The following is a 26,408-nucleotide window of genomic DNA, read 5'->3' on the forward strand; positions in this document are numbered from 1 at the left end:
TATGCGATTCACGATTATTTCGACCAAAGCCGGTCATCAGCCCCCGCAGGGGAGCTGTGACTTTTACGCGCCGGGCGGTACCATTGGGCGCGGCACGGACAATAACCTGGTGCTGCCGGATGACGACCGCGCCATTTCTCGCCTGCAGGCCATCGTCCACGTGGCGGCAGACGGCGAGTGCAAAATTACCAATCGCGGCAACGTGACGCGGGTGGTACTCAACGAGATCCCGCTGGAGCGGGGGCGTCAGGTTGAACTCCAGGATGGCGATATCCTCGCCATTGACGACTATCGCATCGAAGTCAGCGATCTGCTGCAGGATAGCCAACCGATAAGCCGAATGGCGGCGAGCGGTCAGCCGCCTGTCACTACGAAACCGTCGACACCAGCGCCATCCGCAGCGCCCACTGTGGCGGAAGCCGCGCCAACCGCGGTACCGTCAGAAATCTGGGATAGCCTGATGCAGGAATTCTCGATTGCCGACAGCATCTCCAGCAGCCGGGCTAAGCCGCAGGCCGATAATGCGCCGAATCCCTTCGCTGAGCCGAAGCCTGCTGAACGTAATCCGGAAGATCCGCTGGCGATGTTCGCTGATAGTGAACCTCTGTTTGAGCGCCCGCCGGTGGCGACGGACGACCTGTTTGCCGATGACACCCCATTTGATCGCGACAGTATTTTTGCCGACGTTACGCCAACGACGCTGGTGCCGCCAGTTGAAAAACCGGCTCAGCCTGTCGCCGATGAGCCGCAGGCAGAATTGGATCCGCTGGCGCTCTTCGGCGGCGACGCTAGCGCCAAAACCGCGCGTCATGACGATCCGCTGGGGCTAATGGGCGGCGCGCCGCTGACATCGGTAGATGCCTTCAGCACCGAAGAGCCTGCTAAAACGGTTGCCGACGAGCCTGATGCCGCTTTTGATTCGCCATTATTAATGACCCAGCCGCCGCAGGAGCCGCCCGCGGCAGCGCGCGAAGAAGCGCCGGAAATAACCTTACCGACGCCGCAGGCCGTGGCGCGGCAAGCCGCCCAGACGCCAAAAGGGCGCTTGCGTATCGATCCCGTACGTCATGAACATCAGGCGACCAGCACGCCGCAGCCGGGTAACGGCGAAGTGCTGCAGGGAGAGCTACTGGAAGCCTTACTGGAAGGCATGGGGCTCGGCGATATGCAACCGGTGCCGCAGTTCGACAAAGAGAATATGCGTCAGCTTGGTCAAATGCTGAGCATGTTCTCGCAGGGCACCGTCGCGCTGCTCTCTTCGCGTTCGATCCTCAAACGCGGTGTCAAAGCCGATATGACCATGGTACTGGACGACGCCAACAACCCGTTCAAGCTGTTGCCTTCCGGGAAAACCGTGCTGATGCAGATGTTCGGCGCGCGGATGCCGGGCTTTATGCCGCCGAAAAAATCGGTACGCGACGCATTGATCGACCTGCAGGCCCATCAGTTAGGGATGATCTCGGGGATCCGCGCCATTATCGCCGCGATGCTGCAGTCCTTTAACCCTGAGCAGCTGGAAGAAGAGGCTAAACGCGATGGCCACACTTCGCGCCTGGCGCTTCCGGCCAGCCGGAAAGCGGCGTTATGGGACTATTTTGTCCGTACCTACGGCGAAACCGCCGGGGAAATTGAAGACGATTTCCACACACTGTTTGGTGAAGCGTTCCTCTATGCCTATGACATGGAAGTGAATCAGTACAAAGACTCACAGAGCGGATCGGAATAATAATGGACATTACCACGGCTTCTCTTTCCCGCCAGGGAACGCGCGCCAGCAATCAGGATCAGACCGGCGAATGCGTCGGTGAGCGCTCCGCCTGCTTTGTGGTCTGCGACGGCATTGCCGGGTTGCCCGGCGGCGAGGTGGCGGCGGAACTGGCGCGCAACGCGATTCTGGATCGGTTTGACGGCGATAATCATCTGAACGCCCAGACCATTCGTCAGTACGTGCAGCAGGCCAACGGCGCCATTCTCCAACAACAGCAGGCGACGCCGGATTATCGGCGAATGGGCACCACGCTGGTGAGCCTGTTTATCGATCGCGATTATAAGCTGGCCTACTGGGCCCACGCCGGCGATAGCCGGTTATACCTGTTTCGCCGCGGCTGGCTGTACCACGTCACCACTGACCACAGTCTGGTCCAACAGATGAAAGATGCCGGACATCAGACCGACGATATTAACAGTAATCTGTTGTACCGGGCGTTAGGCATGGCCAGCGACGGCGCGGAAGCCAGCTATAGCGATGTGGTGCCGGTGGAAGACGGTGATGCCTTTTTGCTCTGTACCGATGGTTTCTGGCACGGCGTTGGCGAAGAGCAGATGAAATCCTCCCTGCAGATGGTCAATACCCCGCAGGAGTGGTTAACCCTGATGAATCAGTATCTTCAGAGAAACAATGACGGCGACCAGGCCTCGCAGGACAACTACAGCGCCGTCGCGGTATGGATGGGCAGTCCGGAAGAGGCGACGCTGCTGCACTCGCTGGCCGACGCCGCGCAATTTTTCCCACTGCGGGATTGAGACAGGCTAAGAAGGATTTTTATGAAACATTGGATATTGGGTGCGGCAATATTTGCCGCCACCGGCGTCGCGCAGGCGGAAAACTACCGTATCGTGCAATCGCCTTCGCAAAAACTGGATGTCTGGATCGATAACATCAAGGGCAACACCGCGCAGAACTGGTGCGCTGATGAAGTGGCGCTACGCATCGTCGCCAACGGCAATAAGAACGTCAAAATACTGGATAACTTCCTGCCGCGCGTCGGCGCCTTAATGCAGCATCAGTGTTCGCGTTTACAGCAGCTGAACTGGACGCTGGTTGACGCGAATAATGGGCATATCGCCCAGGGTAGCGCGGCGAAAAACAAAAAATGGGCGGTAAAAGTCGCGCCCGCCGAGACCGTCGCGGCGGCGGAAAAGCCCGTCGCGCCAGCCTGGCTGCCGCCGGAAGAGAAGGCGGAAAAACTGTCTCCCGCCGCCGACCGCACGCCGTGGCAGGAGTTTACGCTGCAGGGCGGCTGCCGACTGCGCACCTTCTGGCAGGAAAGCGCCGCCGCCTTATTCATTCCCGCCGTTGAATCCGGTAGTTGTGAAAAGGGCGGCTGGCTGAGCGGACGCACCGTCATCACTCAATCAGTGAACGGCGAAGAAAAGCAGAGCACCGTCACGTTCGTGCATGGCTTCCCGGTAGTGGGTCTCAATGCCGCCGCTGACCCCAACAAACTTCTGATCACCGCGGTCAATAACCAACGCATGGTAGTCAGCAATGAAAACGCCCAACAAAGCTGGATGATCCTGCCCTATGTCGCCGGACAAAACGGTTGGCAGATGACCGGCACGCTGGCTATCGAAATGTCCCGCGAACTGGCCAACGATCCGTCGCGTCTACAGGCGCGGATAGAGGCGGCGCGGAGCGTCTGGTCGCCGTGGCTGGCGCCGGATATCAAACTCAACGTTGTGCTGATCGACGGCCTGCACCCGCTGCTGCGTAATCCGGCTGCCAGCGCATGGCGCGCGGCAAACTAAGGAGCGACGATGAACACGCTATATCAACAGCTGGCTGGCGAAAGCGTCGACGCGGCGCTGCAGCGCCTGGAAAGCGACATCAAAAGCCGTCCCGCCGATGCCGACTTGCGCGCGGCGTTCGTCCAGTTTCTATGCCTGAGCGGTAACTGGGCGCGCGCGTTGGCGCAGCTAAAAAGCTGGCTGGTGCTGAAGCCGCAGGCCCGGCCAACGGTCACCCTGCTGGAACAGAGCATTCAGGGCGAGCAGCAGCGCGATGCGGTATTTGCCGGTAGCGCACGCCCGCAGATGCCGGACAGCCAGTGGCCGTGGCTGTCTGCGCTGGCCTCCGCGCTTTGTGTTGATTCAGAAACCGCCCAGCGACAGCGGCTGGCCGCCTTTGAACAGGCGCCCCTTAATCCTGGCAATCTCAATCAGGCGGATACCCCCGCGGTCGCTTTTCACTGGTTGATGGACGGCGACGCGCGTCTGGGTCCGGTTTGCGAACTTATCGTCAATGGCCGGTATTGCTGGCTGCCGTTCGCCGCTATCGCCGAAATTCGTTTTCAGGCCCCGGCGAGCGTCACCGATCTGGTGTGGCGCCATGCGCTGGTGCGCCTGACCGATGGAAGCGAGCAGGTGTGTCAGATCCCCGCGCGTTACCCTGTCACGCCGCAGACGGAGGCGCGCTTCCAGCTGGGCCGCGCCACCGAGTGGCAGCCGCTGGACGACGAAGGCGCGCTGCATCAGGGCCACGGGCAGAAAGTGTGGCTTAACGATAGCGATGAATTCCCGATTCTCTCTCTTGACGTGGTGAGTTTTGCATGAACAAAACGGTACGCGACGGTGACGCGCTGCGCAGCGGCTGGCAGGCGCGTAGCAAGCAAGAGACCATTGGCGCCCGCGATAAGATGCAGCCGTCGCTGCTCGACCGCCTGACCGATAATCAGCCGCAGAAAAAATCGGAGCCGCTTAACAGCAACCTGATCACCCACAGTACGCTGCGCCGTCACGTGCTGCGCGATCTGCAGTGGCTGTTCAATACCATCAATCATGACGATCCGCAGGCGTTGGCCGCGCTGGCGCATGTGCGCCGTTCGGTGGTTAATTTCGGCGTCGCGCCGCTGGCCGGGAAACGGATGTCGGACATTGAATGGCAGGATATTCAGCGCAAACTTACCGAGGCAATTATCAGCTTCGAACCACGCATTCTGCCGCAGGGGCTTCAGGTCCGCTGTATTTCTGATACCCAGTCACTGGATTTACATAACGTCCTGTCGATTGAAATTAAAGGGCGGCTGTGGTGCGTACCGTATCCATTAGAGTTTCTGTTCCGTACCGATGTGGATCTCGAAAATGGCCACTTTGAATTGAAAGACGCGGGGTAACGATGGAAGGCAAACTGCTTGAATATTACAACCGCGAGCTGGCCTATCTACGTGAGATGGGCGCTGAATTCGCCGAACGCTATCCGAAGGTTGCCGGCAGGTTGGGCATGCGCGGTATTGAGGTCGCCGATCCTTACGTTGAGCGGATGATGGAGGGTTTCGCCTTTCTGACTTCCCGCGTGCAGCTAAAAATGGACGCCGAATTCCCGCGCTTTTCACAGCGCCTGCTGGAGATGATCGCGCCCAATTATCTGGCGCCTACGCCGTCGATGGCGATAGCCGAACTGCAGCCGGACATCAATAAAGGCGATCTGAGTAAAGGTTTCGTGGTACCGCGCGGTACGATGATGGACAGCCAGGTACTGAAGAAAAACGGCGTCACCTGTAGCTACACCACTGCGCACGATGTCACGCTGTTGCCGCTGCGTATTGAGAAAGCCGAACTTGGCGGGATCCCCGCCGATGTGCCGCTGGCCGCGCTTGGGCTCAGCCAGCGCGGCGCCGTCAGCGCTTTGCGCCTGCGTATAAGCTGTGAAGGGGCTCAACATCTTGGCCATCTGACCTTTGACCGGCTGGCGTTTTTCTTAAGCGGCCCGGATATTGAGGCGCTGCGCCTGCTGGAGCTGATTCTTGCCCACCAGGTCGGGGTGGTGTGCCAGACCACCGGGCGCGATCCGCTACGTTTTTCGCTGAGCGAAGAGGCTATCCAACAAGAGGGTTTCGCCGCCAATCAGGCGCTGCTACCGGAAGATCTTCGCAATTTTGACGGCTACCGGTTGCTGCACGAATACTTTGCCTTCCCGGCGCGCTTCCGCTTTATCAGTATTAACGGCCTGAGCAACCTAATTGGGCAGTGCAAGGAAGAAAAATCATTCGATATCATCATTCTGCTGGATAAAACCGACGACCGCCTGGAACAAGTGGTGGAAGCTAACCACTTCGCGTTGCACTGCACGCCGGTGATTAACCTGTTTCCGAAAATCGCCGCCCGCCAGTCGTTGAGCGACAGCCAACATGAATACCATCTGGTGGTCGATAACATCCGCCCGCTGGACTACGAAATCTATTCGGTGAGTAAAATTCACGGCAGCGCTGATGGCCACCGCGACGATCGCGAGTTCCGTCCATTCTGGAGTTCATGGAGCAAGGATGCCGGAGATTATGGCGCTTATTTTTCACTGCGCCGCGAACAGCGGGTGCTTTCCGAACACGCGCTGCGCTATGGCACGCGTACCGGCTATACCGGCTCTGAGACCTTTGTCTCACTGGTCGATGAGCAGCATGCGCCGTGGCAGGAAGATCTGCGTTACATCACCGCCGAGGTGCTGTGCACCAGCCGCGACCTGCCGTTGATGCTACAACAGGAGCTGGGGCAATTTGTGCTGGCGGATTCGCTACCGGTAAAAACATTGAAAATGCGTAGCGGCCCGACGCCGCCGCGACCGGCGCTGGCGGAAGGGCTCAGCACCTGGCGGCTGATAAGCCAGCTGCAGATGAACTATCTCAGCCTGATGGATGGTGAAAATGGCGAAGGCGCCGCGGCGCTACGCCAGTTGCTTGGGCTGTATGCCGGGCTGGCGGAGACCGCCGTGGCCCGCCAAATCGAAGGGGTACGCCACTGCGTGCTGGAGCCGGTTCATCGCCGGGTGCCGGAGCCGGGACCCATCGTCTTCGCCCGCGGTATCGGCATTACCTTAACCGTAGATGAGCGCGCTTTTTCCGGCGCCAGCCCGTGGCTGTTTGGCAGCGTACTGGAACGGGTCTTTGCCCGGCTGGTGTCGCTCAACAGCTTTACCGAATTCACCTTATGTAGCCAGCAGCGCGGCGAAATCGGTTACTGGGCGCCGCGAATGGGTAAAAGGGCGCTGATATGAGTGACACGTTGGCTACCATTCATCGCCTGACGCCGCTGGCGGACGTTTTCTGGCGCGAGGTTACCGCCGCGCCCTGGCGCTACGATCTTTTTCATCTGCTGCGCCGCATTGACGCACAAGGGGGCGAACGTTATCCGCTTGGGCGCGCGCCGCTGCCGAAATTTGAATCGCTGCGCATCGGGCAAACGCCATCAATGGGGTTTGCGCCAGCAACGCTAGCCAGCGCGCAAAAACGGGCAAATAGCGCGGTGCATGAGATATCGATTCTCAGCTTCGGTCTGTTCGGCCCCAATGGCCCGCTGCCGGTTCATATGACCGAATACGCCCGTGAGCGTATTCATCATCATCAGGACGACAGCCTGAGCGCTTTTGCCGATCTCTTTCATCACCGCCTGACGCTACTGTTCTACCGCGCCTGGGCCGACGCGCAGCCAACGGTATCGTTAGACCGTGCGGACAACCGCCGCTTTGAGCGCTATCTCGCCTCACTCATCGGCATGGGTCAGCCGGGGCAACTGGAGAAGGGCGACCTGAGCCCGCATGCGCGTTTCACCCACGCAGGCCATCTCAGCCGCCATGGTCGGGATCCGGAAGGGCTGGAGAAGATCCTGCGAAATTACTTCAAAGTCCCGGTCAACATTATCAGCAACGTGCCGCAATGGATGCCGCTGACCTCGCGAGAACAAGCTCAACTGGGGGCGGGAAGGCGTTTACCTCGCCTGGGCGTCTCGGCGTTTCTCGGCGTCGCGGTACGCGATGTTCAGCATAAATTCCGCCTTGAAATCGGCCCGCTTAGCGCCGCCGAATACGCCCGTTTTCTGCCGGGCGAAAACGCGGTGAACGAATTACGCGATTGGGTCCGCCAGTATCTCGGGATCGAATATGCATGGGACGTCAGGGTACTTATCCGCGGCGATGAAGTACCCGGTACGGTCCTCAGCGGCGACGGCAAACTGGGCTACAGCACCTGGCTTGGCCGCCAGCCAGCCCCCGCGCCGCGTGGCGATTTAGTGTTTAGCGTGGAGCAGAGCGACGCCTGATGTCGTCTGCTCTCTGACACCTTTATTAATGTTATCAATGGAACCGAACATGTCAGAAATCAGCCGTGCCGTACTCTTCGGCAAACTGGATACGCTGTTGTTTACCTCGCTGGAAAGCGCAACCGCCTTTTGTAAACTGCGCGGCAACCCTTACGTTGAGCTGGTGCACTGGCTGCATCAGCTGATGCAGCAGCAGGACGGCGACCTGCAACACATTATCCACCATTTCGCCCTTGATGAGCAGGCGCTGACCCGCGATATCATCGCGGCCCTGGATGCGCTGCCGCGCGGCGCCAGCTCTGTCTCCGACCTTTCTGAGCATATCGATAGCGCCGTCGAACGCGCGTGGGTTTATGGCTCGCTGAAATATGGCGTCAACCGCATCCGCGGCGGCCATTTGTTAATAGGGCTGCTGAAAACCTGGAATCTGGCTAATGTTCTGAAAGGTATTTCGCCGCAGTTTAGCAAAATCAATGTCGATGCCTTGAGCGAGAGCTTTGAGACGTTGCTGGCCGCCAGTAAAGAGAGCCAGCAGGCGGCGGTGGAGGCGGCCAACACGAGCGCGACGCCGACGGCGCAGGGTACACTGGCCCAGTACGGACAGAACCTGACGCTGCGGGCGCAGGAGGGCAAAATCGATCCGGTGGTTGGCCGCGATGAAGAGATCCGCCAGATGGTGGATATCCTGATGCGGCGCAGGCAGAACAACCCGCTGCTGACCGGGGAAGCCGGCGTCGGCAAAACCGCGGTGGTGGAAGGGCTGGCGCGGCGGATCGCCGCAGGCGATGTTCCGCAGCCGTTGCGTAATATTGAGCTGTGGCTGCTGGACATCGGTATGCTGCAGGCCGGTGCGGGCATGAAAGGCGAATTTGAAGCCCGTCTTCAGGCGTTAATTAACGAAGTGCAATCCAGCCCGACGCCGATCGTGCTGTTTATCGACGAGATCCACACCCTGATTGGCGCTGGTGGCCAGCAGGGCACCGGCGATGCGGCGAACCTGCTGAAACCGGCGCTGGCGCGCGGACAGTTACGCACCATCGGCGCGACCACCTGGGCGGAGTACAAAAAATATATTGAAAAAGATCCGGCGCTGACCCGCCGTTTCCAGACGGTGCAAATGCACGAGCCGGATGAAGAGAAAGCGTTGCTGATGCTGCGCAGTACCGTATCTCCGCTGGAGAAACACCATCGGGTACTGCTGCTTGATGAAGCTGTCAACGCGGCGGTGAAGCTGTCGCATCGTTATATTCCCGCGCGGCAGTTGCCGGATAAAGCGGTCGCGTTGCTGGATACCGCCTGCGCCCGCGTCGCCGTCAGCCAAAGCGCGCCGCCGCCGCAGTTGGAAGATTGCCTGCAGCGCATTGCCGCCCTGGATGTGGAACTGGAGATTGCCCAACGCGAGAACCGGGTGGCGATTGGCGATGCTCAGCGCATTGAGCAACTCAAGCAGGCGCGTCAGCAGCAGGAAACTGAACGCGATACCTTGAGTCGTCGCTGGGAGCAGGAACGCGCGTTGGTTGATGAAGTCATCGCGTTGCGCGCGCAATTGCAGGAGGCCGATGACGACGCCCAGCCGGCGCTGCGCCAGATGCTTAATGAAAAACAGCTGGCGCTAAAAACCCTGCAGGGTGAGATGCCGCTGCTGTTCGCGGCGGTAGATGAGAACGTGGTGGCGGCGGTGGTCGCTGACTGGACCGGCATTCCGCTGGGGCGGATGGTCAAAAATGAGATTGACGCCGTACTGAGCCTGGCCGACACGCTCAACCAGCGAGTGATTGGCCAACGCCACGGGCTGGATCTGATCGCCAAACGTGTCCGCACGTCACGCGCGCGGCTCGACGATCCCAATAAGCCGGTCGGCGTCTTTATGCTATGCGGTCCATCCGGCGTAGGTAAAACCGAAACCGCGCTGGCGCTGGCGGAAGCGCTGTACGGCGGCGAACAGAACATTATCACCATCAACATGAGTGAGTTCCAGGAGGCGCATACCGTCTCGACCCTGAAGGGCGCGCCGCCGGGTTACGTGGGTTACGGCGAAGGCGGGGTGCTGACTGAAGCGGTACGCCGCCGCCCGTATAGCGTGGTGCTGCTGGATGAAATCGAGAAGGCGCATCCGGACGTGCACGAAATTTTCTTCCAGGTGTTTGATAAAGGCTGGATGGAAGACGGTGAAGGCCGCCATATCGATTTCCGCAACACAATCATTATCTTAACGTCTAACGTCGGTACCGAGCTGATTAGCGCTATGTGCGCCGATCCGGATCTGATGCCCGAGCCGGAAGCGCTGAGCGGCGCGCTGCGTCAGCCGCTGTTACAGGTCTTCCCGCCAGCGCTGCTTGGCCGCCTGTTGGTGGTGCCGTACTACCCGCTGAGCGATGCGATGCTGGGGCAAATCGTGCGTCTGCAGCTGGCGCGTATTCAGCGCCGTCTGCAGGACAATCACAACATTGTCTGCGAGATTGACGACAGCGTCGTCGAGCAGGTGGTTCAGCGTTGTACCGAAGTGGAATCCGGCGGGCGTATGGTCGATGCGATTCTGACCAACACGCTGCTGCCGCAGATGAGCCAAATTCTGTTAACCGCCAACCGTAACGATGAGCAGTTTACGCAACTGCGCATCAGCTATGCGCAAGGCGAGTTTCATTGTCAGTTTGCCGCGTAACACCATCAGAAAGTGAGTCTTAAGATGACGGATCACGAAAACAATCGGACTGTCCTGAACGCGCTGCCGGTCGGGTATCGTTTTAACGAATTTGAAATAAAGGAAGTGATTGGCGGCGGCGGTTTCGGCATTGTGTATCGCGCCTGGGACCATCAGTTGGAACGTACCATCGCGATTAAAGAGTTTATGCCTTCGTCGCTGGCGGTACGTAACGAAGATATGACCCTGGTACTGCGTAGCGAGCGCTTTAGCAAAGCGTTCTCCGCTGGATTAAACAGCTTTATCCAGGAGGCGCGGCTGCTGGCGCGCTTTAATCATCCCAACTTGCTGCACGTGCTGCGCTTTTGGGTTCAGAACGACACCGCCTATATGGGCACGCTGTTTTATAGCGGCACCACCTTGAGCCGCCTGCGCGAACAACAGCCAAACCTCATCGATGAGGCATGGATCCGCCGGATGCTGCCGATGCTATTCGGCGCCATTAAAACCATTCACGACGCCGGCTATTTGCATCGTGATATCTCACCGGAAAATATCCAGATCCAGGATAACGGCCTGCCGGTGCTACTCGATTTCGGTTCGGCGCGCCGGACCATCGGTAATCTCTCCGACGAAACCGAAACTATGCTGCGCCCGGGTTATGCGCCTATCGAGCAGTATACCGACGATAATGACAGCGAACAGGGCGCCTGGACCGATATTTATGCCGTCGGCGCGGTGCTGCATACGCTGATCGTGGGTTCACCGCCGCCGGTGAGCGTGGTGCGGAGTATTCAGGACAACTATCAGCCGCTGGCGGAACTGAAGCCGGCGGGTTACTCGCTGCCGCTGCTACAGGCGGTGGATAAAGCTCTGGCGCTGCGGGTGGAGGATCGTCCCCAGTCAATTGACGCGTTTGCCGAGCTGATTGAAATGCCGGTGTCCAGTATCGATGACGTCTTGTCGGTCAAAAAAACCGGCACCATGCTGGCGCTGGTCGAAGAGGAAGAACAGGCGCCGGCCGCGACAGACTGGCGGCGCTATAAGGTTCCGGGGATGGTCGCCGCAGGCGTACTGGTCGGCATTATTGCCGGCGGTATGCTGTTCAGCGGCGGCAGCAGCGAGGCGCAACCAGCACAGAGCGCCAGCACCCAGCCGCCAGCGGCGGTTACGCCGCCGGTAACAACGCAGACCGCTAACGCGCAGCCCGCTCCGCCCGTTGCCGTTAAAGAGAGTAAACCTGCCGCCGCCGCGGCGCCTGTTGCTCAGGTTTACGTGCGCATGCGGGAAGGGGAAAAGCTCAAACTCAATGGCGAACCTCATAATACGCAACCGGCCACGAACGGCTTCGCCTCGCTGAAGCTGGCGCCGGGGCATTATGAAATTACCCTGCAGGGTAATGGACAAACCCGCGAGCAGACGCTGGAGATCGCCAAACCGGGAACCTGGCTTATTAATCCATCGAGTTGATAAGCCAAAACTGACGAGTGGAAGATGAGTATTTTTACTAACGTAATCGTTCTGGCCGTGGTCCTACTGTTTATTTATATTTTTGCGTCATTGCTGATTCGCGATGCGAAAAATAAAAAAATCAAAGCGGCTATCCACAATGATGGCGTTGCGGTGTCTGGCACCATCACAAATGTGAGAAGCCGCTCGGGCGGTAATTCCGGGTTTATTAATATTAGCGTCGATTTTAATTACGTTAACGAAAAAGGTGAATTGCTGACCGGTCAGCGGGATATCGTTATTGATATTACGCGTATCCAAAACTTTCAACCGGGAAAGCCGATTCCGTTACGCTACTTGCGCCTTGACCCGCAACAGGTGCTGGTCGATCTGCCGAACCCACTGTTAACGCGCAGCTAATGCTGCACAAACTGTATCCCCCTGAATGGAATAATATTATGTCTAACAGGATCACCGTTCAGCTCCCCGTTGAGGGGCTGCTTTTCTGGAAACTCAGCGGACATGAAGCCATGTCGGAAATGTTTGAGCTCAGCTTAACGCTGCTTGGCAGCGATGCGCGTCTGGATCGCAGCAAGCTGCTTGGCCAGCCGGTCACCGTGACCATTCCGACGCAAAACGCGCTGAGTTCGCGTTATTTCAATGGTAAAATTACCCGCGTGGCGGTGAGCGCCGTTGAACTGAGCGGTATCCGCTACGCCGCTTACCAACTGATCGTTGAACCCGACTTATGGCCGATGAAACGCGACCGCAACCTGCGTATATTCCAGGGGCAGACGGTACCGCAGATCATCAATACGTTGCTGAGCGAATATCAGGTCAACGTTGAGGATAAGCTGAACGGCAGTTACCGCGTCTGGGATTACTGCGTCCAGTATCAGGAAAGTAGTTTCGCCTTTATCAGCCGCCTGATGGAGCTGGAGGGGATTGCCTACCATTTCCGTCACGAGGCGGGTAAACATACGATGGTTCTGACCGATTCAGCCACCCAGCATCAACCGGTAAGCGGCTATGAAACCATTCCCTACCACCAGACGGCATCGGGCAGTATTACCACTGAAGAGGGGATCGGTCAGTGGGCGCTGGAAGATAGCGTGACGCCGGGGATTTACAGCCTCGATGACTATGATTTCCGTAAACCTAACGCCTGGCTGTTTCAGGCGCGGCAGAACCCGGCATCGCCCTCGCCGGGCAGTATCGACGTGTACGACTGGCCGGGGCGGTTTGTCGATCACGGACACGGTGAATTCTACGCCCGTATCCGCCAGGAGCGCTGGCAGGTAGAACATCAGCAGATCCAGGCGTCCGCCACCGCGGTAGGCATCGCTCCCGGCGCAACGTTTACCCTAACCAATGCGCCATTCTTTAGCGATAACGGCGAATATTTGACGACCGCCGCAGATTACTTGTTTGAAGAGAACAGCTACGCCAGCGGCGGCAATAGCGATATCTCGCACCAAATCCATTTTAGAGTGATCCCCTCTTCGGTAGTCTATCGCCCGGCGCAGGTAACCGACTGGCCGCGCACCTATGGCCCGCAGACGGCGAAAGTTGTCGGGCCTGAAGGGGAAAGCATCTGGACCGACAGGTATGGCCGCATCAAAGTGAAGTTTCACTGGGACCGCCACGCCAAAGGCGATGACACCAGCTCCTGCTGGGTTCGCGTGTCGAGCGCCTGGGCAGGCCAGGGCTTTGGCGGCGTGCAAATTCCCCGCGTCGGCGATGAAGTGGTCATTGATTTTATCAACGGCGATCCTGACCGCCCGATCGTCACCGGACGTGTGTATAATGAAGCCAGCATGCCGCCATGGGATCTCCCCGGCGACGCCACCCGGATGGGCTTTATGACGCGGAGTAAGGATGGGAATCAGGACAATGCCAGTTACCTGTTTTTTGAAGATAAGCTTGGTGAAGAGTCCGTCGATTTGCATTCTGAAAAAAATATGAACGTGTCTGTTGAAGGGATGCACAATGAAGTTGTTCATCAGCAAACGATCTATTCACATCTAAATACGCGTTCCACTAGTGTGGTAGGCCACGATACGCAAACCTTTAATGCCGGGCAAACCATCGCTATCACGGCTAATGGACGTAATGAAAGCATTGTCGATAGTGAAACTAAATCGGTTACAGGTTATTCAAGTAATAGTTATACCGGCAATGTGGTAACCGAAAGCGGTGATACGGTTAGCACTTTGGCGGCATCGAAGATAATGTACGAAACGCCAGATGTTATCTTTGGTCAGGTTGTCGATGCCAAAGGTACAGAAAGTGCAGTTCCCAATATACCTTTTGATATTAAAAATACCGCTGGGCAGATTATGGCTGCACCAGGGACCAAGCTCTACGCAACAGATTATTTGGCAGCAGCCTCTACAAGCGCAGTTTCCGCTGCCACCAGAGTGACATACAAAAAAGGGGTTGTAACGCATATCCAAGGTATTGACAAACTTACCGTGGATAATAATCAAATAGTAGACGTTAAAGGGAATGTTGCTAGAAATATCCTGGGTGAACTTAATGAAACGGTTCAAGGCAAAATATCTATTAACTCACCATTAAAAATATCTATAAAAAGCGATACTAAAGTAGAAATTGTTTCCCCTGAGGGGTTGTTCACTAACAAGGGAATAAGTGTATCATTAAATGGCACAACACACTCCTTCAACGGACTTAGCACATCTGTGAATGGTGCATCGTTTAGTTGGACACCATTAAACATGCCAACGTCATTAGCAAGTATTGTCCACTCTCCAATGAATGTAACTAGATCTCTAACAAAAATAGAATCTTCATTGCAGAATGTAGTTATTGGTTTTATCCACATGTTTATGTAAGAGGTATATATGAATTTTCTTTCTGAACACTCAGGCCCTATTGCGTTAGGTGTAATGTTGATATTCATCTTCATCTGTCTCAGAGGATTAAAGGGACAGAAGGAAGATTTTAGTGAAATAAGAAATTGGGTTACAAGGGACAACTGGAACGGCGAATTAGCAACAGGGAAATTAAAAGAATGGAAACAAACATCAACTACCAATAATTTTGACCATTTCTATATTTTTACTATCGAGTCTAATTTGAGTGGTGAAGCTCAAACATATAAAGCAGCAACTGTGTTAAAGACCTCTGAAGTCATTAAATTAAAAAAGGATATGCCTGTAATGTTCAAATACCAGGGAGTACCCCCAAAAAAAACAGCAGTCATGAGCGTAGGCTAATACTAGTCGATGCACGACATATAATTGCTGCTTTACCCTTTGATAGGGAACATGGCATAGAAACGGCCTCCAAATGCTGCGTTTCCTTTCCATTGGTTTTAGCTGGTAATAAATAATCAATCCAGAACCTAACGATTTCTCAATTTTTTGCATTTAAAATAAGACAGCCATCAATGGTTCACTTAATGTAAGATTTTACGATGTCAAATTCAACAATGTGGTCTATCTTTATAACCATTTTAGTTTTGGGGTGGTTCTTATACAGTATAATGAAGTCAGGAAATAATGATGAGAAGTTTCGTAAGGAAGACCTTAAAGTTGAAGCTAAAATTATTAGTAAGCAACATATAAGTACCTCTGGCACCGGGAATATGAAATTTGATTTTGAATTGGAATTTATGACTCCCGATGGAGTTGTCGTCACACATGCTCGTCGTTTTATAACTCCGGAAGAAATGGTTAAAATTGGTAGGAAAAATATAGTTTGTTTATATTACCTCCCAGGTACCCCTGAAAAAGTCTACCTTGTTCCTGGGGATATGGAGTAAGCAATCGATGATGGTTTTTGTTAATAACACGGATGCAACCCTATGAATGTCATCACGGAATCATCTTTTATCTTTGGCATTGTGGTGACAATCATAGCATTAGGTATATCATTCGCTGCATTCAAACCGAATAAATCTGAAGTCTCAGCAATTAAAAACTGGTTATCGAGAGATAAGTGGTCCGGTCAAACAATCCAGGTTCCGCTAGAATCATGGCGTCAGACAGAAACAAAGTACGGCAATGATTATATTTATGATTTCTATTTTAGTGCAAATATAAACGGTTATGTAAAAAAATACATTGCGAAAGGCATTGTAAGACCCGGTGACATTCATAAATTAAAGAAAGGAATGTTATTATCAGTAAAGTACAGTAATGACACGCTTGTAAAGATAGCGGTTACTTCCGTTAATTATTAAATGTGTAATGGTGCTGTAGTATTTGATATTTCATTCTACCTATAAAATCACAACCTGGAATTGATTAAATGGATTTTCTAAATACAAAATGGTTTTATATTCTGCTTGTGGCATGCCTTATAGCACTCTATATTATTGGGCGGAATTTTCGTAGTTCCGTTATCCCTATGATCAAGGCTGGGTTTATTGAAAGCGCTGTTCTTAAAACAGGAATCGCAGTAAATGCCGATATTATTGCATCTCATCAAACTAGTATGTGGGGTGGAAATAAGCCAATATACCATTTGACCTTAAAATTTAAAACTCTTGAAGGTGTTGAAACCGAAGCGAGTGTTGATATGGGGCTAAGCTTTGAAGAAATTGAGAGATTTAAACCCGGCAATGGGACAACAATAAAATACGACGCTAAAAATCCTAAACGAATCGCAATTTATGACAGACCATTATTTTTATAATGTGACAATTATTTATATTTAAAACCTAAAAGAGCTAACAATGAACTTTATTTATCAACACTCTTTGTTAATTGTTATTGCATCGGTTGCATTTAGCTTTTTTCTGTTGTTCGGTTCGTTGCGAAGTCTCAAAGGACAGGGCGGGGACCTTACTGAAATAAAAAACTGGCTAAGCCGTGAGCGCTGGCCCGGTGAGATCAAAAACGCATCTCTGGTAAGTTGGCGTCAAACTAACGCGACCAATAATTTTGATTATTATTTTGTATTTACCTTTGAGGCGAACATTGAGGGTACGACAAAACAGTATAATGCTGCCGCCGTGGTACGTGCTTCAGAAATCCCCAAATTAAAACCGGGACTTCAATTAACTATAAAGCATGAGGGCGTTCCGCCAAAACGAATGGCTGTTATGGATGTGGATTATGAATAAACAGGGTATCCACTAGACCTCTATGCTCGTGGCCATTTAGGTGGCCACTTAAAAACACTCACATAATTTCTAATATGTGGTGAACTTCATCATTAATGGATCATTATGTTTGACTCTATGTGGGGAACATTAATATTAGCCGTTTTAATTTTGTTTGGTTTGTTCTTATATTGTTATCGTTCAGGCTCCAATTATGATAAGTTTAAGGCAAATGGCATTCGTACCGAGGCTAAAATATTAAGCATGGAAAAAATTGGCGCGAGTGGCGGAGGGAGCACTAAACTTAAAATGGAATTATCTTTCAATACTGACTCAGGTCTGGTGACGGCAACGGCTAAACAGTATATTTCCCCGCAAAATATGGTAAAAATCATGAGAAACAATACTATTTACATCTACTACATGCCTGATAATCCCAAAGGGTTATTACCAACACCCTGGGAGATGGAGTGATGGAGTCTCTCTATATTGTGAGAAAACCAAGATGTTTTTTTACCTAAAATCATGAGTTGCGAAGCCTTAACTGAAACCCACCAGGGATAATTATGTCATTTGAAAAATGGATCACCAATATGTCTCCAGGGGAAATGATACCCGTGATTATTGGTTTGTCAGTAAGTATATTATTCATGATAGCCACCTATTTCACATTCAGAAAGTCATCGTTACAACTAAAGTCAGGGAAAATCTTTTTAAAACGCGAGCGCTGGCGAGGAGACTTACTGAGGTCGCAGATTGAATTCTGGCAACAAACTAATGTAATGCTCGGTAATAATCTATTTTTCGATATATATTTTCGCATCGATGAAATGCCTCAATTATTTTGCGCCAAGGCGCTGATTGCACCAGCACAAATACATCTATTACGTAAAGGGCTGTCCATTGTCGTTAAGAAAGGACGCGGCAATAAGATTGCTATTATGCAAATCGGTGATGTGGGTTAATTCACTATGGATATACTCTTTTTTATCGTCATGGGGCTGATTGTCCTGGTGTTTGGTATCTATCCCATGGCCCGCTTTCTTTATCAGGATGTTTATCCGTATTTAAAGGATAGTTTCACCCACAGTGAGGTCCTGCAATCCGGGATTGCGGTCAACGCGGATATCATTGCCGCACACCAGACCAGCGCCTGGAGCGGAAGTAAACCGGTCTATCGTCTCACCTTTAAATTTAAGACCCGCGAGCAGGTGGAAGTCCAGGCTAGCCTGAATTACACCCTGAATTTCAGCGACATTGAGCGTTTTAAGCCGGGTAATGGTACAACGATTAAATACGATCCGGCGAACCCGCAGAGAATTGCGCTATATGACAGGCCGCTTTTTTTGTGACAGCTAATCAGGAGATAACATGGAAATCGTCTCTACCATAATGCTAACCATGGCATGGGCCATTCCGCTGGTAGTATTGCTCTTTGTGGCCTGGGTTGCGATGCAGAATATACGCTCTGCGCGACAAGATAAAAAAACGAAAATGAATGGTGTCAATGTTAAGGCCACCATCCTGCAGATCAAATACGATCGCGACCAGCGAATTAATAATCACTACTCAGCCATTTTGACCCTTCGTTATCATTGGCATGAGCAAGAACTGCAGGGCATCCGCGGCGTTATATTCCCCGCGCAAGACCAATCTGAGGTTCAGGTGAATCAATTAATCAATATTCGCGTTCACCAGGACGACCCACAACATTTCTACTACCTCGATTATCGTAATGTCTGATGCTAAGCATCAATTCCCCTTAAGAACCTATCGCATTAGGGCTATATGAAAATCATTAAACCCTTACGCCTGAGCGTACTGAACCGGCCATTCCGCTGGCAGGGCAAAAATTATCTTGGCGTTTCGGTGCTGGCGTTGGCGGATATGGGGCCAAACCCGCAGCTGCGCCCCGAGATGGAACTGTGGCAGCTTGCCGCCGACGAACTGCAAACCAGCGGCGGCGTGGTGGATATGGCCATCCCTAAAGTCCGCGCCGAATTTCTTGCCACCGGTTTTGCCTATACCCATCATCAGCAGGAAAAAAGCGCCTGCGTGGCGCGCATCGATATCGACAAACTGAGTAAGTCGTTGGTGGTGTTCGGCGATCGCGAGTGGACGGGACAACGTATGACCCGACCGCAGCCGTTTAGCGAAATGCGCCTCGACTGGAGCCGCGCCTTTGGCGGCGGTGATTATGCCGACAACCCGCACGGGCTTGGTGTCGCGCCGGTAAAACAGCAGGGGCGCGAACATCATCCTCTGCCGAATATTGAACCGCTGGAGGGAAGAGTAAGCTCGCCGCAGCAGAAACCGCAGCCGGCAAGTTTTGGCCCGTTGGATATTCAGTGGCCGCGGCGCTTTAGCCGAATGGGCAAAAAATATGATGCCAGTTGGCTACAACAGGAGTTTCCCGGTTTTGCCCGCGATATTGACTGGAAAGTCTTTAACGCCGCCAGTCCCGATCAATGGTGGGAGGATCGGGATACCTTGCCGCCAGGGGCGAAATGGCGGATCTGGAATATGCATCCAGAGAAACCAATGCAGGAGGGCCAGTTGCCGCCGTGGCAGGCTCGCTGTTTTATTCATCGCCAGCGCGCGGATGAAACGCTATTTGAAGAAATTGCCTTACGCGCCACCACGGTATGGTTCTTTCCCCATCGGGAACAGATGATGCTTATCTGGCAGGGGCACATTCGTATCAATGAAGACGATGCCGCCGACGTCCTGCAGCTGATCCCGGCGCTGGAAAAAGAGGGCGCCGCCCGTTCGCTTAATCACTATCGCAAGGTACTGGCCCAGCGAATGGATAAAGAGAAGGGCGCGCTCTTCTCCTTCCGCGAAAAGGATCTCATACCGGAAGAGACCATCGGCCCGTGGATCGACAATGAAATTGAACAGTCGCCGAGTCCGCAGCAGGAGAATATGAAAAACCGCGCTCGTCTGCTGCGTGAACAGCACCGCGCCGCCATCGAAGCCAGCGGCGGTGATATCGATAGCCTGTTGGCGGATATCGACGAACCCACGTTGCCTAAGCTTGAAGACCTGCCGGAGTTTATCGCCGACATGGAGCGTCAGGCGCAGGAAATGGAGAATGATGCACAACAGCGCAAGCGTGAGATGGAGGCGCAATATCCGCAGTTGAATAACGATGAAAACCAACCGCGCGGCCCCGAATCCATGCACCGGATGCAGGAGATGCTACATCAGCACCAGCAGGAACTGAGCGAGAAAAAGCGCGCGCAAACGCGCGAGGCGCTACATCAGATGTATCTGGCCGCGGTGCAGCATCAGCCGCCGGCGGTCCGGCTGAAGGGCGATCTGGCGATGATCCTGCGCCAACGCGCCGAGCGTACCATGGCGCAGGGCGGCAATTTTAGCGGGATGGATCTGACCGGCGTTGATTTTTCCGGCATGGATTTTCGCGGCGCCAATTTTGAAAAGGCGTTACTGGAATGCGCGGACCTTAGCCACTGTCAGCTGGATAACGCCTCTTTTCAGGGGGCAGTGCTGGCCAGAACGGAGCTACAGCATTCGTCGCTGCGTAACTGTGATTTTAGCGGCGCCAGCCTGGTACTGGCGGAGTGCCATCAAAGCGACTTCACCGGCGCTCGCTTCGAAGATAGTCAGCTACAGAACGCGCTGTTTGCGCAATGCATTTTCGATAATGCGACGCTAAAAACGCTGATCCTTCGGGAAATCAGCCTGATTGACTGCCGTTTTCATCGCGCCGAGCTGGATGGCTGCGTCTTTATGGAACTGACGCTGGCACAACCTGATTTCAGCCACGCGCGGCTGCACAAATGCTCGTTTTTACAATCTGAACTGGAGCATGCCATTTTCCATCAGGCGACGCTGGAAAGCTGTTCTCTGGTGCAGACCATCGCGGAGCGTGCTGATTTTAGCGCTGCAACATGGCTAGCCAGCGCTGCGGTGTCGGAAAGCTCACTTATCGGCGCCGACTTCAGCCACGCTACGCTGCAGCAGAGCAATTTGCGCCAGACGCCATTACAGGGCGCGCGCTTTGCGCTGGCAAAAATCGAAAACAGCGATCTGAGTGAGGCTGATTGCCGTGATGCCAGCTTTGTGCGCGCGAATCTGGTCGGCAGTCTGTTTGTTCGCACCGATTTTCGCGAGGCCGATTTTACCGACGCCAACCTGATGGGCGCGCTGCTGCAAAAAAGCCAGCTTGCCGGGGCAAATTTCGAAGGCGCCAATCTGTTCCGCGCCGATCTTTCACAATCCTTTACCAGTAAAACCACGCGGCTGGATGGCGCATGGACCAAACGCATTAAAACCCTGCCGAAGCGCGATGGAGAAGTGATATGACGATACTGAGCCCGGAGGAGATCGTTCAGCGCATCAAAAACGGCGAGCCACTCAATGAAATATCGCTGGATGGTATCAACCTGCAGGGCTGCGATCTCTCCGGCGGTCTGTTTCAGGAGGTGTCGCTACGCGGCGCTAATCTGCAAAATGCCAATCTGCATGAAGCCCTGTTTACCGAATGCCAGCTGCAGAACCTGCAGCTGCAAGGCGCCCAACTTAAGCAGACGACCTTCAATCAGTGTGAAATGACCCATCTTCAGGCCGCTGAAACCACGCTTGATAGTTGCGTGTTTAATCAGTGCGACCTGCAAGAGAGCGATTTCTCGGCGACGACGCTGCAAAGCAGCCAGTTTATGCGTTGCCAGATGAGCAGGAGCCGTTTTAGCGGTTCAACGCTGGAACGCAGCGTGTTTTATGAGGCTGACCTGACTCACGCCAGCTTTGCGCAAAGCCGCGGTCTGTTGACCACCTTTTACCATATTGATTTGCGGGACACCGCGCTGAACGAAATGCAGTGCGATCGGCTGGTGTTTTTCCAGTGCGATCAGCGCGGCAAAGACTATTCAAGGCAGGGTTTTACCGGCTGCCAGTTCACCGATTGTCCGCTGGACGGCGCGAAGTTTAACGGCGCCCAGCTAACCCAGTGCAATTTCAAAGGCGCGTCATTGCGTGAAGCAGAGCTCAATCAGGTGAACGCCAGCCAGGCGCTGTTTATGGAGGCCGATCTGCGCGGCGCCCAGTGTCGCGGTAGCCTGTTCGACCAGGCGATATTTGTCGGCGCGATCCTGGAGCAGGCCGACTTTAGCCAGAGCAGGTTGTTCCAGAGCGTTTTACAGCGGGTTCAGGCCGCCGGAGCGCGATTCGCGCTCTGCGATCTGACGTGGAGTGATTTTTCCGCCGCCGACCTGCGCCAGGCGGATCTGCGCGGCGCGACCTTTTCCCGCACCCGCCTGCATCGCGCCCGCCAGGACGAAGCGCTGTTTACCGGCCGCCAGGGGATCCTGGAATACGATGAAGAGTTATTAGCCGCTGAGGCGTGGAGCGCCCAGCGCCACAGCCGTTGTTAAGGAGACAACAGATGACAACTATTAATCACAAACTGGCCCAGGCGGTGATGCCGCCGGCGCAGGCTTCCGGCACGGTGACCCATTGCTTTGCCGACGGTAGCGTGACCGTCGAGAGCGAAGGGCGCGGCTGGCACTGTAGGCGAGCGGTCAGCTGTCTGATCGCGCCGCAGGCTGGGGATCGCGTACTCATCAGCAGCGTGGACAACCAGATCTGGCTGTTAGCGGTGCTGGAGCGTGATGAAAGCCGCCAGGCGGAGCTCAGCGTACCGGGTGACCTGCATATTCAAAGTCAGGGGGAACTCAGCCTCAGCGGTCAGCGGCTGTGCGTCAATGCTGCGCAGGGGGACTGCCATATCAGCGAGATGAACTACAGCGGCGATAAGCTCTCGGCATGGGTGACACTGTCACGTATTGTCGGCAAGCGCGCCGAATCGGTCTGGCAAACGGTGACGCAAATTAGCCACAATCTGCTGCGCACCACCCGGCAGACCGAGCAGGTGCGCGCCGGGCAGTTGGATATGAAAGCGGAAGATTACGCCCGGCTGCATGCGCACAATACGGTCATCACCTCAAAAGCGATCACCAAAGTCGATTCAGAACAGATCCACATGGGCTAAGGAGCTAATCATGTTTGCCAACTGCCAGCTTTTTGGTGTCGATTTAGCCTTTCCCGACGTCTGTCTGACGCCGATGCCGGCGCCAACGCCGATTCCCTATCCGGATATCGCGCTGGGGCCGACGGCGATCCCTAACGCGCTCAATATTCTGTTTATGGGCATGCCCGCGCACAATATGGCGACGGTGACGCCGCTCACCAACGGCGATAACCCCGGCGTGGCGACCGGGGTAGCGTCAGGTACGGTGATGGGGCCATCGCGTCATCTGACCGGCGCATTTACCGTGCTGCTGAAAGGCACGCCGGCGACGCGTCTAACCAGCGTTAGCCTGCAAAATTCGACAAACGCGGTCGGTATGCGCATCGTACCCAGCCAGTTCAAGGTATTGATGCTGGCGCCGTAAGCTGTCGGCTATGCGAGAAAACGATTACAATCGCCCAACTGAATCACTTTTTGTGCAGAGTTATAAGGGTCAAGATGAATCCGAGCGTCATTCAGTGGAATGAAGACAATTTCTCGCAAGTTGAACGTTATCACGGCGTGGCTGTTGTGCGTTTTCATGCGCCGTGGTGCGGCCCTTGTCAAAGCAGCGAAAGTCTTTTTCTCCAGGCGGCCGACCGGCTACCGTCTGATGTTTTAGTCGGTACAGTAAATGTTGTTCAGGCTCCGGTGCTGGCGGCGAAATATAGCGTCTGGGGGTTACCCAATACGCTTGTTTTCCGCGATGGTCAGGTGGTGGAGCGTCTCAGCGGCCCACAAACATTCAGCACTATTTTGGCAGCGATAATTCGCGCCCAGGCCCTCATCTGATGTCGATAGTTTCTCCGATAGTGGGGCCCGTCTTCTACGATCTCCTGCAGCATGGTCGGGAGTTAGACCGCGCTATTGCGCGCCGGGACGCCAGCTTGCTGAATCACTCCACGCCAGGACTTGAACGCTACTTTTCGCGTCCACCAGGCGAACTTCCCCGGCAAAACCCATTTCCGGTCGCCGCGCTATTCCCACTGTTCTTAGTGGCTTTTGCATTCAACTTGCTACCATTTTTGCAGACGCTCCCGCCATTCTCGGCACCGATACGGGTAGCGAGTTTTTTTGTACCGGCGCTGGTGATAATATTTTTTCTGTTAACCAGCGGCGTGTTGCTGGCTCGCGGTTATACCCTCGGGCTGAAGGGATTTCTGGCGCTATTTCTTATCCTCTCAGCGTCAACGGTGGTGCAAGCATTGCGAGCGATGGTTAGCGCAGGTGAAAGTCTCTGGCCGCTGGCGTTCGCCGCGCTGGCATTACTGTGTTGCCGGCTAATATTTAACCGCCAGGGATTCGTGCTGTTCGCGATTTATTGTCGTAGCCAGCGGTTGGCTCTTCTCGCGGGCACACTACGCCGGCAGCGTAAATAGAGAGCGGCGAAGACGGTGAGCACCCCCTGACTATCAACGGATAGCCAGGGGTTTTGTTTATTGCGGGTAGTTAAACGCGTCAGGATGGTTTTCAAGGCTGCCGCTCAGCGCGGCAAACAGCACGGTTTTGCCATCAATCGACAGCGCATCGCTGACGTTAAGCCAGGTCAGTTTTTCCTGCGATGTTTTCTCATCTACCACCGAGAAGACGCCCGACATCTGTTTGGATTTTTCCGACCAGATCACGGCGATACGTTCGCTACCACAATCGTGTGGTTTACAGGCGCTTAATACCTGCCAGGATTCAGATCCCAGTTTCACGGTCTGTGCCGGAGAACCGGTACCGCCGCTGTTAACCCAGGCCGGGAGTTTATGGCCTTTAACCATCTGGCTGAACGACGCTTTGGTCGCATTATCTTTGGCAAGTGAAGTCAGCGTGACATCACTTTGCGCCATGACGCTGGCGGATGCGGTGAGTGCGATGATGGCGGCAAGTGCTTTGAACATGTTTCCTCCTGGAGTTGATATGTCCTCATTTCGGGCCCCTTAATAGTGGGCGCAGAGCATCATTAATGCAAATGAACATATTTATACAATGAATGTGATCCCCCGCGCAAAGCGTGGACTTATGCGGCTTTGACATGTCATGATGCACATTGGTTAAATTTTTGTATTAATAGCTGATAGTGAATGGCTAATACAAAAGGGCATATTAATTCAGGCGATAACGCATGGCGTATTTGAATCATCTGTTGACGTTTATTGAAAGTAATCCGGCTCTGGCGATCGGCTTTAACCTTATTCTGCTGGTCGTCTCCGGCATCTTTGCCCATCTTTTGTGCAAGTTTTTGCTGATTAAAGTGATACGCAAGGTGTTCTTCGCCAGCCATAAACAGGACGTGCCGCTGGAAAAAGACCGCCGTATCGCCGAGAAACTGTCAAACTTCATTCCGGTTATTATCGTCTACTACGTTCTGCAGTTTATGCCCAATATGCCGGCATCGCTGGTAACGGCGATTAATACCATCTGCGGAATTTTGTTTTTTATTTTTCTGTCGATCTTCTTCAACGAAATGCTGGATATCGTCAATAGCTCTTATCTGCGTAAGACCAAACGTAAAAACCACTCCATCAAAGGCTATATCCAGATAGGTAAAATCTTAGTTCACATTCTGGCCGCGATTATGATCCTCGCCGTGATGTCGAATAAATCACCGGTGATTATCATTTCCAGCCTCGGCGCCGTCGCGGCGGTGCTGATGTTAGTGTTTCAACATACCTTGCTGTCGCTGGTGGCCAACGTCCAGCTATCGTCCAACGATGTCCTGCAACTGGGCGACTGGATCGAAATGCCCGACAAGAACCTGAGCGGGGAAGTGACGGATATCGCGCTGCATACCATTACTATCCGTAACTGGGACAACACCATTTCGCGTATTCCGACCAAGAATTTCCTTACAGAAACGTATACCAACTGGCAGGCGATGTTCTCGTCCGGCGCACGGCGGATCATGCGCAGTATTAATATCGATCAGCACTCGGTAACCTTCCTGAATCAGGAGATGTTAACCCCGATGCTGGCAATCCGCGGGGTGAGTGAGCCGCTCAGTAAATTACTGGATGGCCGGGATCCGGGCGGCGTCGCGGATCGCTGGTTTATTGATAACGGGTTGACTAACCTGACGCTGTTTCGCCATTACCTGATGAGCTATCTCGCCGAACGGCCAGATATCATTAAAGATATGTACATCGTGGCACGGACGTTAAAACCGTCGCCGTCCGGGCTGCCGCTGGAAATCTACTGCTTTACCTCCTCGACGCTATGGATGGATTACGAGAACACGCAATCCGCTATTTTTGAATACATTACCGCCGTGGCCGGGCAGTTTTCACTGCGTCTTTACCAGTATCCCGCCGGGCATGATTTCTGGCGCTTATCGCAGGAAAACAGTTTACGGACGACGACACCGCCGTCGACGGAAGGGCCATAATTGGCGCGTATATCCATCTCGACAACAGGATGTTCAGAGG

At 54.0% G+C, this 26,408-nt stretch carries 28 protein-coding genes; 27 read left to right on the top strand and 1 reads right to left on the bottom strand.

The annotated features are described in order from the left end of the window. Window position 1 precedes the first annotated feature (1 nt). The 26 genes from tagH (at window position 2) to KGA69_RS18215 (ending at window position 24,377) form a co-directional block, all read left to right on the top strand. A complete protein-coding gene (gene tagH / locus KGA69_RS18090) occupies window positions 2-1,726 on the top strand; it encodes a type VI secretion system-associated FHA domain protein TagH (RefSeq protein ID WP_063447111.1) in 1,725 nt (574 codons plus the stop codon). A gap of 2 nt (window positions 1,727-1,728) precedes the next feature. After that, window positions 1,729-2,523 (top strand): PP2C family protein-serine/threonine phosphatase, encoded by a 795-nt coding sequence (locus KGA69_RS18095; RefSeq protein WP_015705455.1) that lies wholly within the window; start codon window positions 1,729-1,731, stop codon window positions 2,521-2,523. 21 nt (window positions 2,524-2,544) lie between these two features. Further along, window positions 2,545-3,528, top strand: a complete 984-nt coding sequence (locus KGA69_RS18100) for a hypothetical protein (RefSeq protein WP_063447110.1) — start codon at window positions 2,545-2,547, stop codon at window positions 3,526-3,528. A gap of 9 nt (window positions 3,529-3,537) precedes the next feature. Further along, window positions 3,538-4,332: a type VI secretion system accessory protein TagJ gene (locus tag KGA69_RS18105; protein ID WP_213292540.1), complete on the top strand. Its 795-nt coding sequence runs from the start codon at window positions 3,538-3,540 to the stop codon at window positions 4,330-4,332. Further along, window positions 4,329-4,892 (top strand): type VI secretion system baseplate subunit TssE, encoded by a 564-nt coding sequence (tssE, locus tag KGA69_RS18110; protein ID WP_213292541.1) that lies wholly within the window; start codon window positions 4,329-4,331, stop codon window positions 4,890-4,892. Before KGA69_RS18105 ends, tssE begins: the two co-directional genes overlap by 4 nt. 2 nt (window positions 4,893-4,894) lie before the next feature. Further along, window positions 4,895-6,766 (top strand): type VI secretion system baseplate subunit TssF, encoded by a 1,872-nt coding sequence (tssF, locus tag KGA69_RS18115; protein WP_213292542.1) that lies wholly within the window; start codon window positions 4,895-4,897, stop codon window positions 6,764-6,766. After that, complete coding sequence (gene tssG / locus KGA69_RS18120; RefSeq protein ID WP_045387934.1) at window positions 6,763-7,806, top strand: type VI secretion system baseplate subunit TssG; 1,044 nt, start codon at window positions 6,763-6,765, stop codon at window positions 7,804-7,806. Before tssF ends, tssG begins: the two co-directional genes overlap by 4 nt. Before the next feature lie 49 nt (window positions 7,807-7,855). Beyond that, window positions 7,856-10,468, top strand: coding sequence for a type VI secretion system ATPase TssH (gene tssH, locus KGA69_RS18125; RefSeq protein WP_213292543.1), 2,613 nt, complete (start codon window positions 7,856-7,858; stop codon window positions 10,466-10,468). Between the two features lie 24 nt (window positions 10,469-10,492). After that, a complete protein-coding gene (locus tag KGA69_RS18130) occupies window positions 10,493-11,917 on the top strand; it encodes a serine/threonine protein kinase (protein WP_213292544.1) in 1,425 nt (474 codons plus the stop codon). 24 nt (window positions 11,918-11,941) lie between these two features. Next, window positions 11,942-12,316, top strand: a complete 375-nt coding sequence (locus KGA69_RS18135) for a DUF3592 domain-containing protein (protein ID WP_213292545.1) — start codon at window positions 11,942-11,944, stop codon at window positions 12,314-12,316. Between the two features lie 38 nt (window positions 12,317-12,354). Then, window positions 12,355-14,751 carry a type VI secretion system Vgr family protein gene (locus KGA69_RS18140; protein ID WP_049059988.1) on the top strand — a complete coding sequence of 799 codons (2,397 nt, stop codon included), beginning with the start codon at window positions 12,355-12,357 and terminating at the stop codon, window positions 14,749-14,751. A gap of 9 nt (window positions 14,752-14,760) precedes the next feature. Continuing rightward, window positions 14,761-15,135, top strand: a complete 375-nt coding sequence (locus tag KGA69_RS18145) for a hypothetical protein (protein WP_223683731.1) — start codon at window positions 14,761-14,763, stop codon at window positions 15,133-15,135. A gap of 200 nt (window positions 15,136-15,335) precedes the next feature. After that, window positions 15,336-15,683, top strand: a complete 348-nt coding sequence (locus KGA69_RS18150; protein ID WP_223683730.1) for a glycogen/starch/alpha-glucan phosphorylase — start codon at window positions 15,336-15,338, stop codon at window positions 15,681-15,683. Window positions 15,684-15,725: 42 nt separating this feature from the next. Then, window positions 15,726-16,103, top strand: a complete 378-nt coding sequence (locus tag KGA69_RS18155) for a hypothetical protein (protein WP_045394312.1) — start codon at window positions 15,726-15,728, stop codon at window positions 16,101-16,103. A 68-nt stretch (window positions 16,104-16,171) separates the two neighbouring features. Beyond that, window positions 16,172-16,558, top strand: coding sequence for a DUF3592 domain-containing protein (locus tag KGA69_RS18160; RefSeq protein ID WP_042897410.1), 387 nt, complete (start codon window positions 16,172-16,174; stop codon window positions 16,556-16,558). Window positions 16,559-16,598: 40 nt separating this feature from the next. Beyond that, window positions 16,599-16,988 (top strand): hypothetical protein, encoded by a 390-nt coding sequence (locus KGA69_RS18165; RefSeq protein ID WP_015705440.1) that lies wholly within the window; start codon window positions 16,599-16,601, stop codon window positions 16,986-16,988. A gap of 105 nt (window positions 16,989-17,093) precedes the next feature. Beyond that, window positions 17,094-17,441: a DUF3592 domain-containing protein gene (locus KGA69_RS18170; RefSeq protein ID WP_049059883.1), complete on the top strand. Its 348-nt coding sequence runs from the start codon at window positions 17,094-17,096 to the stop codon at window positions 17,439-17,441. 92 nt (window positions 17,442-17,533) lie between these two features. Next, a complete protein-coding gene (locus tag KGA69_RS18175; RefSeq protein WP_049059882.1) occupies window positions 17,534-17,932 on the top strand; it encodes a hypothetical protein in 399 nt (132 codons plus the stop codon). 6 nt (window positions 17,933-17,938) lie between these two features. After that, the gene (locus KGA69_RS18180; RefSeq protein ID WP_049059881.1) at window positions 17,939-18,319 is read left to right on the top strand and encodes a DUF3592 domain-containing protein; all 381 of its coding nucleotides are present in this window, start codon (window positions 17,939-17,941) and stop codon (window positions 18,317-18,319) included. A gap of 19 nt (window positions 18,320-18,338) precedes the next feature. Next, entirely contained in the window at window positions 18,339-18,710 is a 372-nt protein-coding gene (locus KGA69_RS18185) for a hypothetical protein (protein ID WP_045394322.1), read from the top strand. Window positions 18,711-18,755: 45 nt separating this feature from the next. Continuing rightward, on the top strand, window positions 18,756-21,296 hold the full coding sequence (locus tag KGA69_RS18190) for a DUF2169 family type VI secretion system accessory protein (protein ID WP_045394325.1): 2,541 nt from the start codon (window positions 18,756-18,758) through the stop codon (window positions 21,294-21,296). Continuing rightward, window positions 21,293-22,363 (top strand): pentapeptide repeat-containing protein, encoded by a 1,071-nt coding sequence (locus KGA69_RS18195; RefSeq protein WP_063447101.1) that lies wholly within the window; start codon window positions 21,293-21,295, stop codon window positions 22,361-22,363. The genes KGA69_RS18190 and KGA69_RS18195 overlap by 4 nt, the downstream gene beginning before the upstream one ends. 11 nt (window positions 22,364-22,374) lie before the next feature. Further along, a complete protein-coding gene (locus KGA69_RS18200) occupies window positions 22,375-22,980 on the top strand; it encodes a DUF3540 domain-containing protein (protein ID WP_015366583.1) in 606 nt (201 codons plus the stop codon). 10 nt (window positions 22,981-22,990) lie between these two features. Further along, window positions 22,991-23,383 carry a DUF4150 domain-containing protein gene (locus tag KGA69_RS18205; protein WP_015366584.1) on the top strand — a complete coding sequence of 131 codons (393 nt, stop codon included), beginning with the start codon at window positions 22,991-22,993 and terminating at the stop codon, window positions 23,381-23,383. Window positions 23,384-23,457: 74 nt separating this feature from the next. Then, window positions 23,458-23,790, top strand: coding sequence for a thioredoxin family protein (locus tag KGA69_RS18210; protein WP_045394330.1), 333 nt, complete (start codon window positions 23,458-23,460; stop codon window positions 23,788-23,790). Further along, a complete protein-coding gene (locus KGA69_RS18215) occupies window positions 23,790-24,377 on the top strand; it encodes a hypothetical protein (RefSeq protein WP_045394332.1) in 588 nt (195 codons plus the stop codon). The genes KGA69_RS18210 and KGA69_RS18215 overlap by 1 nt, the downstream gene beginning before the upstream one ends. A gap of 57 nt (window positions 24,378-24,434) precedes the next feature. Here the strand turns inward: KGA69_RS18215 and ivy are convergent, their stop codons facing one another. Next, window positions 24,435-24,884, bottom strand: coding sequence for an Ivy family C-type lysozyme inhibitor (gene ivy / locus KGA69_RS18220; RefSeq protein WP_045394335.1), 450 nt, complete (start codon window positions 24,882-24,884; stop codon window positions 24,435-24,437). A gap of 224 nt (window positions 24,885-25,108) precedes the next feature. On the opposite strand from ivy, the gene KGA69_RS24370 reads away from it, so the two are divergent. Continuing rightward, window positions 25,109-26,368 carry a mechanosensitive ion channel family protein gene (locus KGA69_RS24370; protein WP_045394337.1) on the top strand — a complete coding sequence of 420 codons (1,260 nt, stop codon included), beginning with the start codon at window positions 25,109-25,111 and terminating at the stop codon, window positions 26,366-26,368. The last annotated feature ends 40 nt before the right edge of the window (window positions 26,369-26,408 follow it).

Source organism: Klebsiella sp. A52 (assembly GCF_018388785.1).
Taxonomy (GTDB): domain Bacteria; phylum Pseudomonadota; class Gammaproteobacteria; order Enterobacterales; family Enterobacteriaceae; genus Klebsiella; species Klebsiella aerogenes.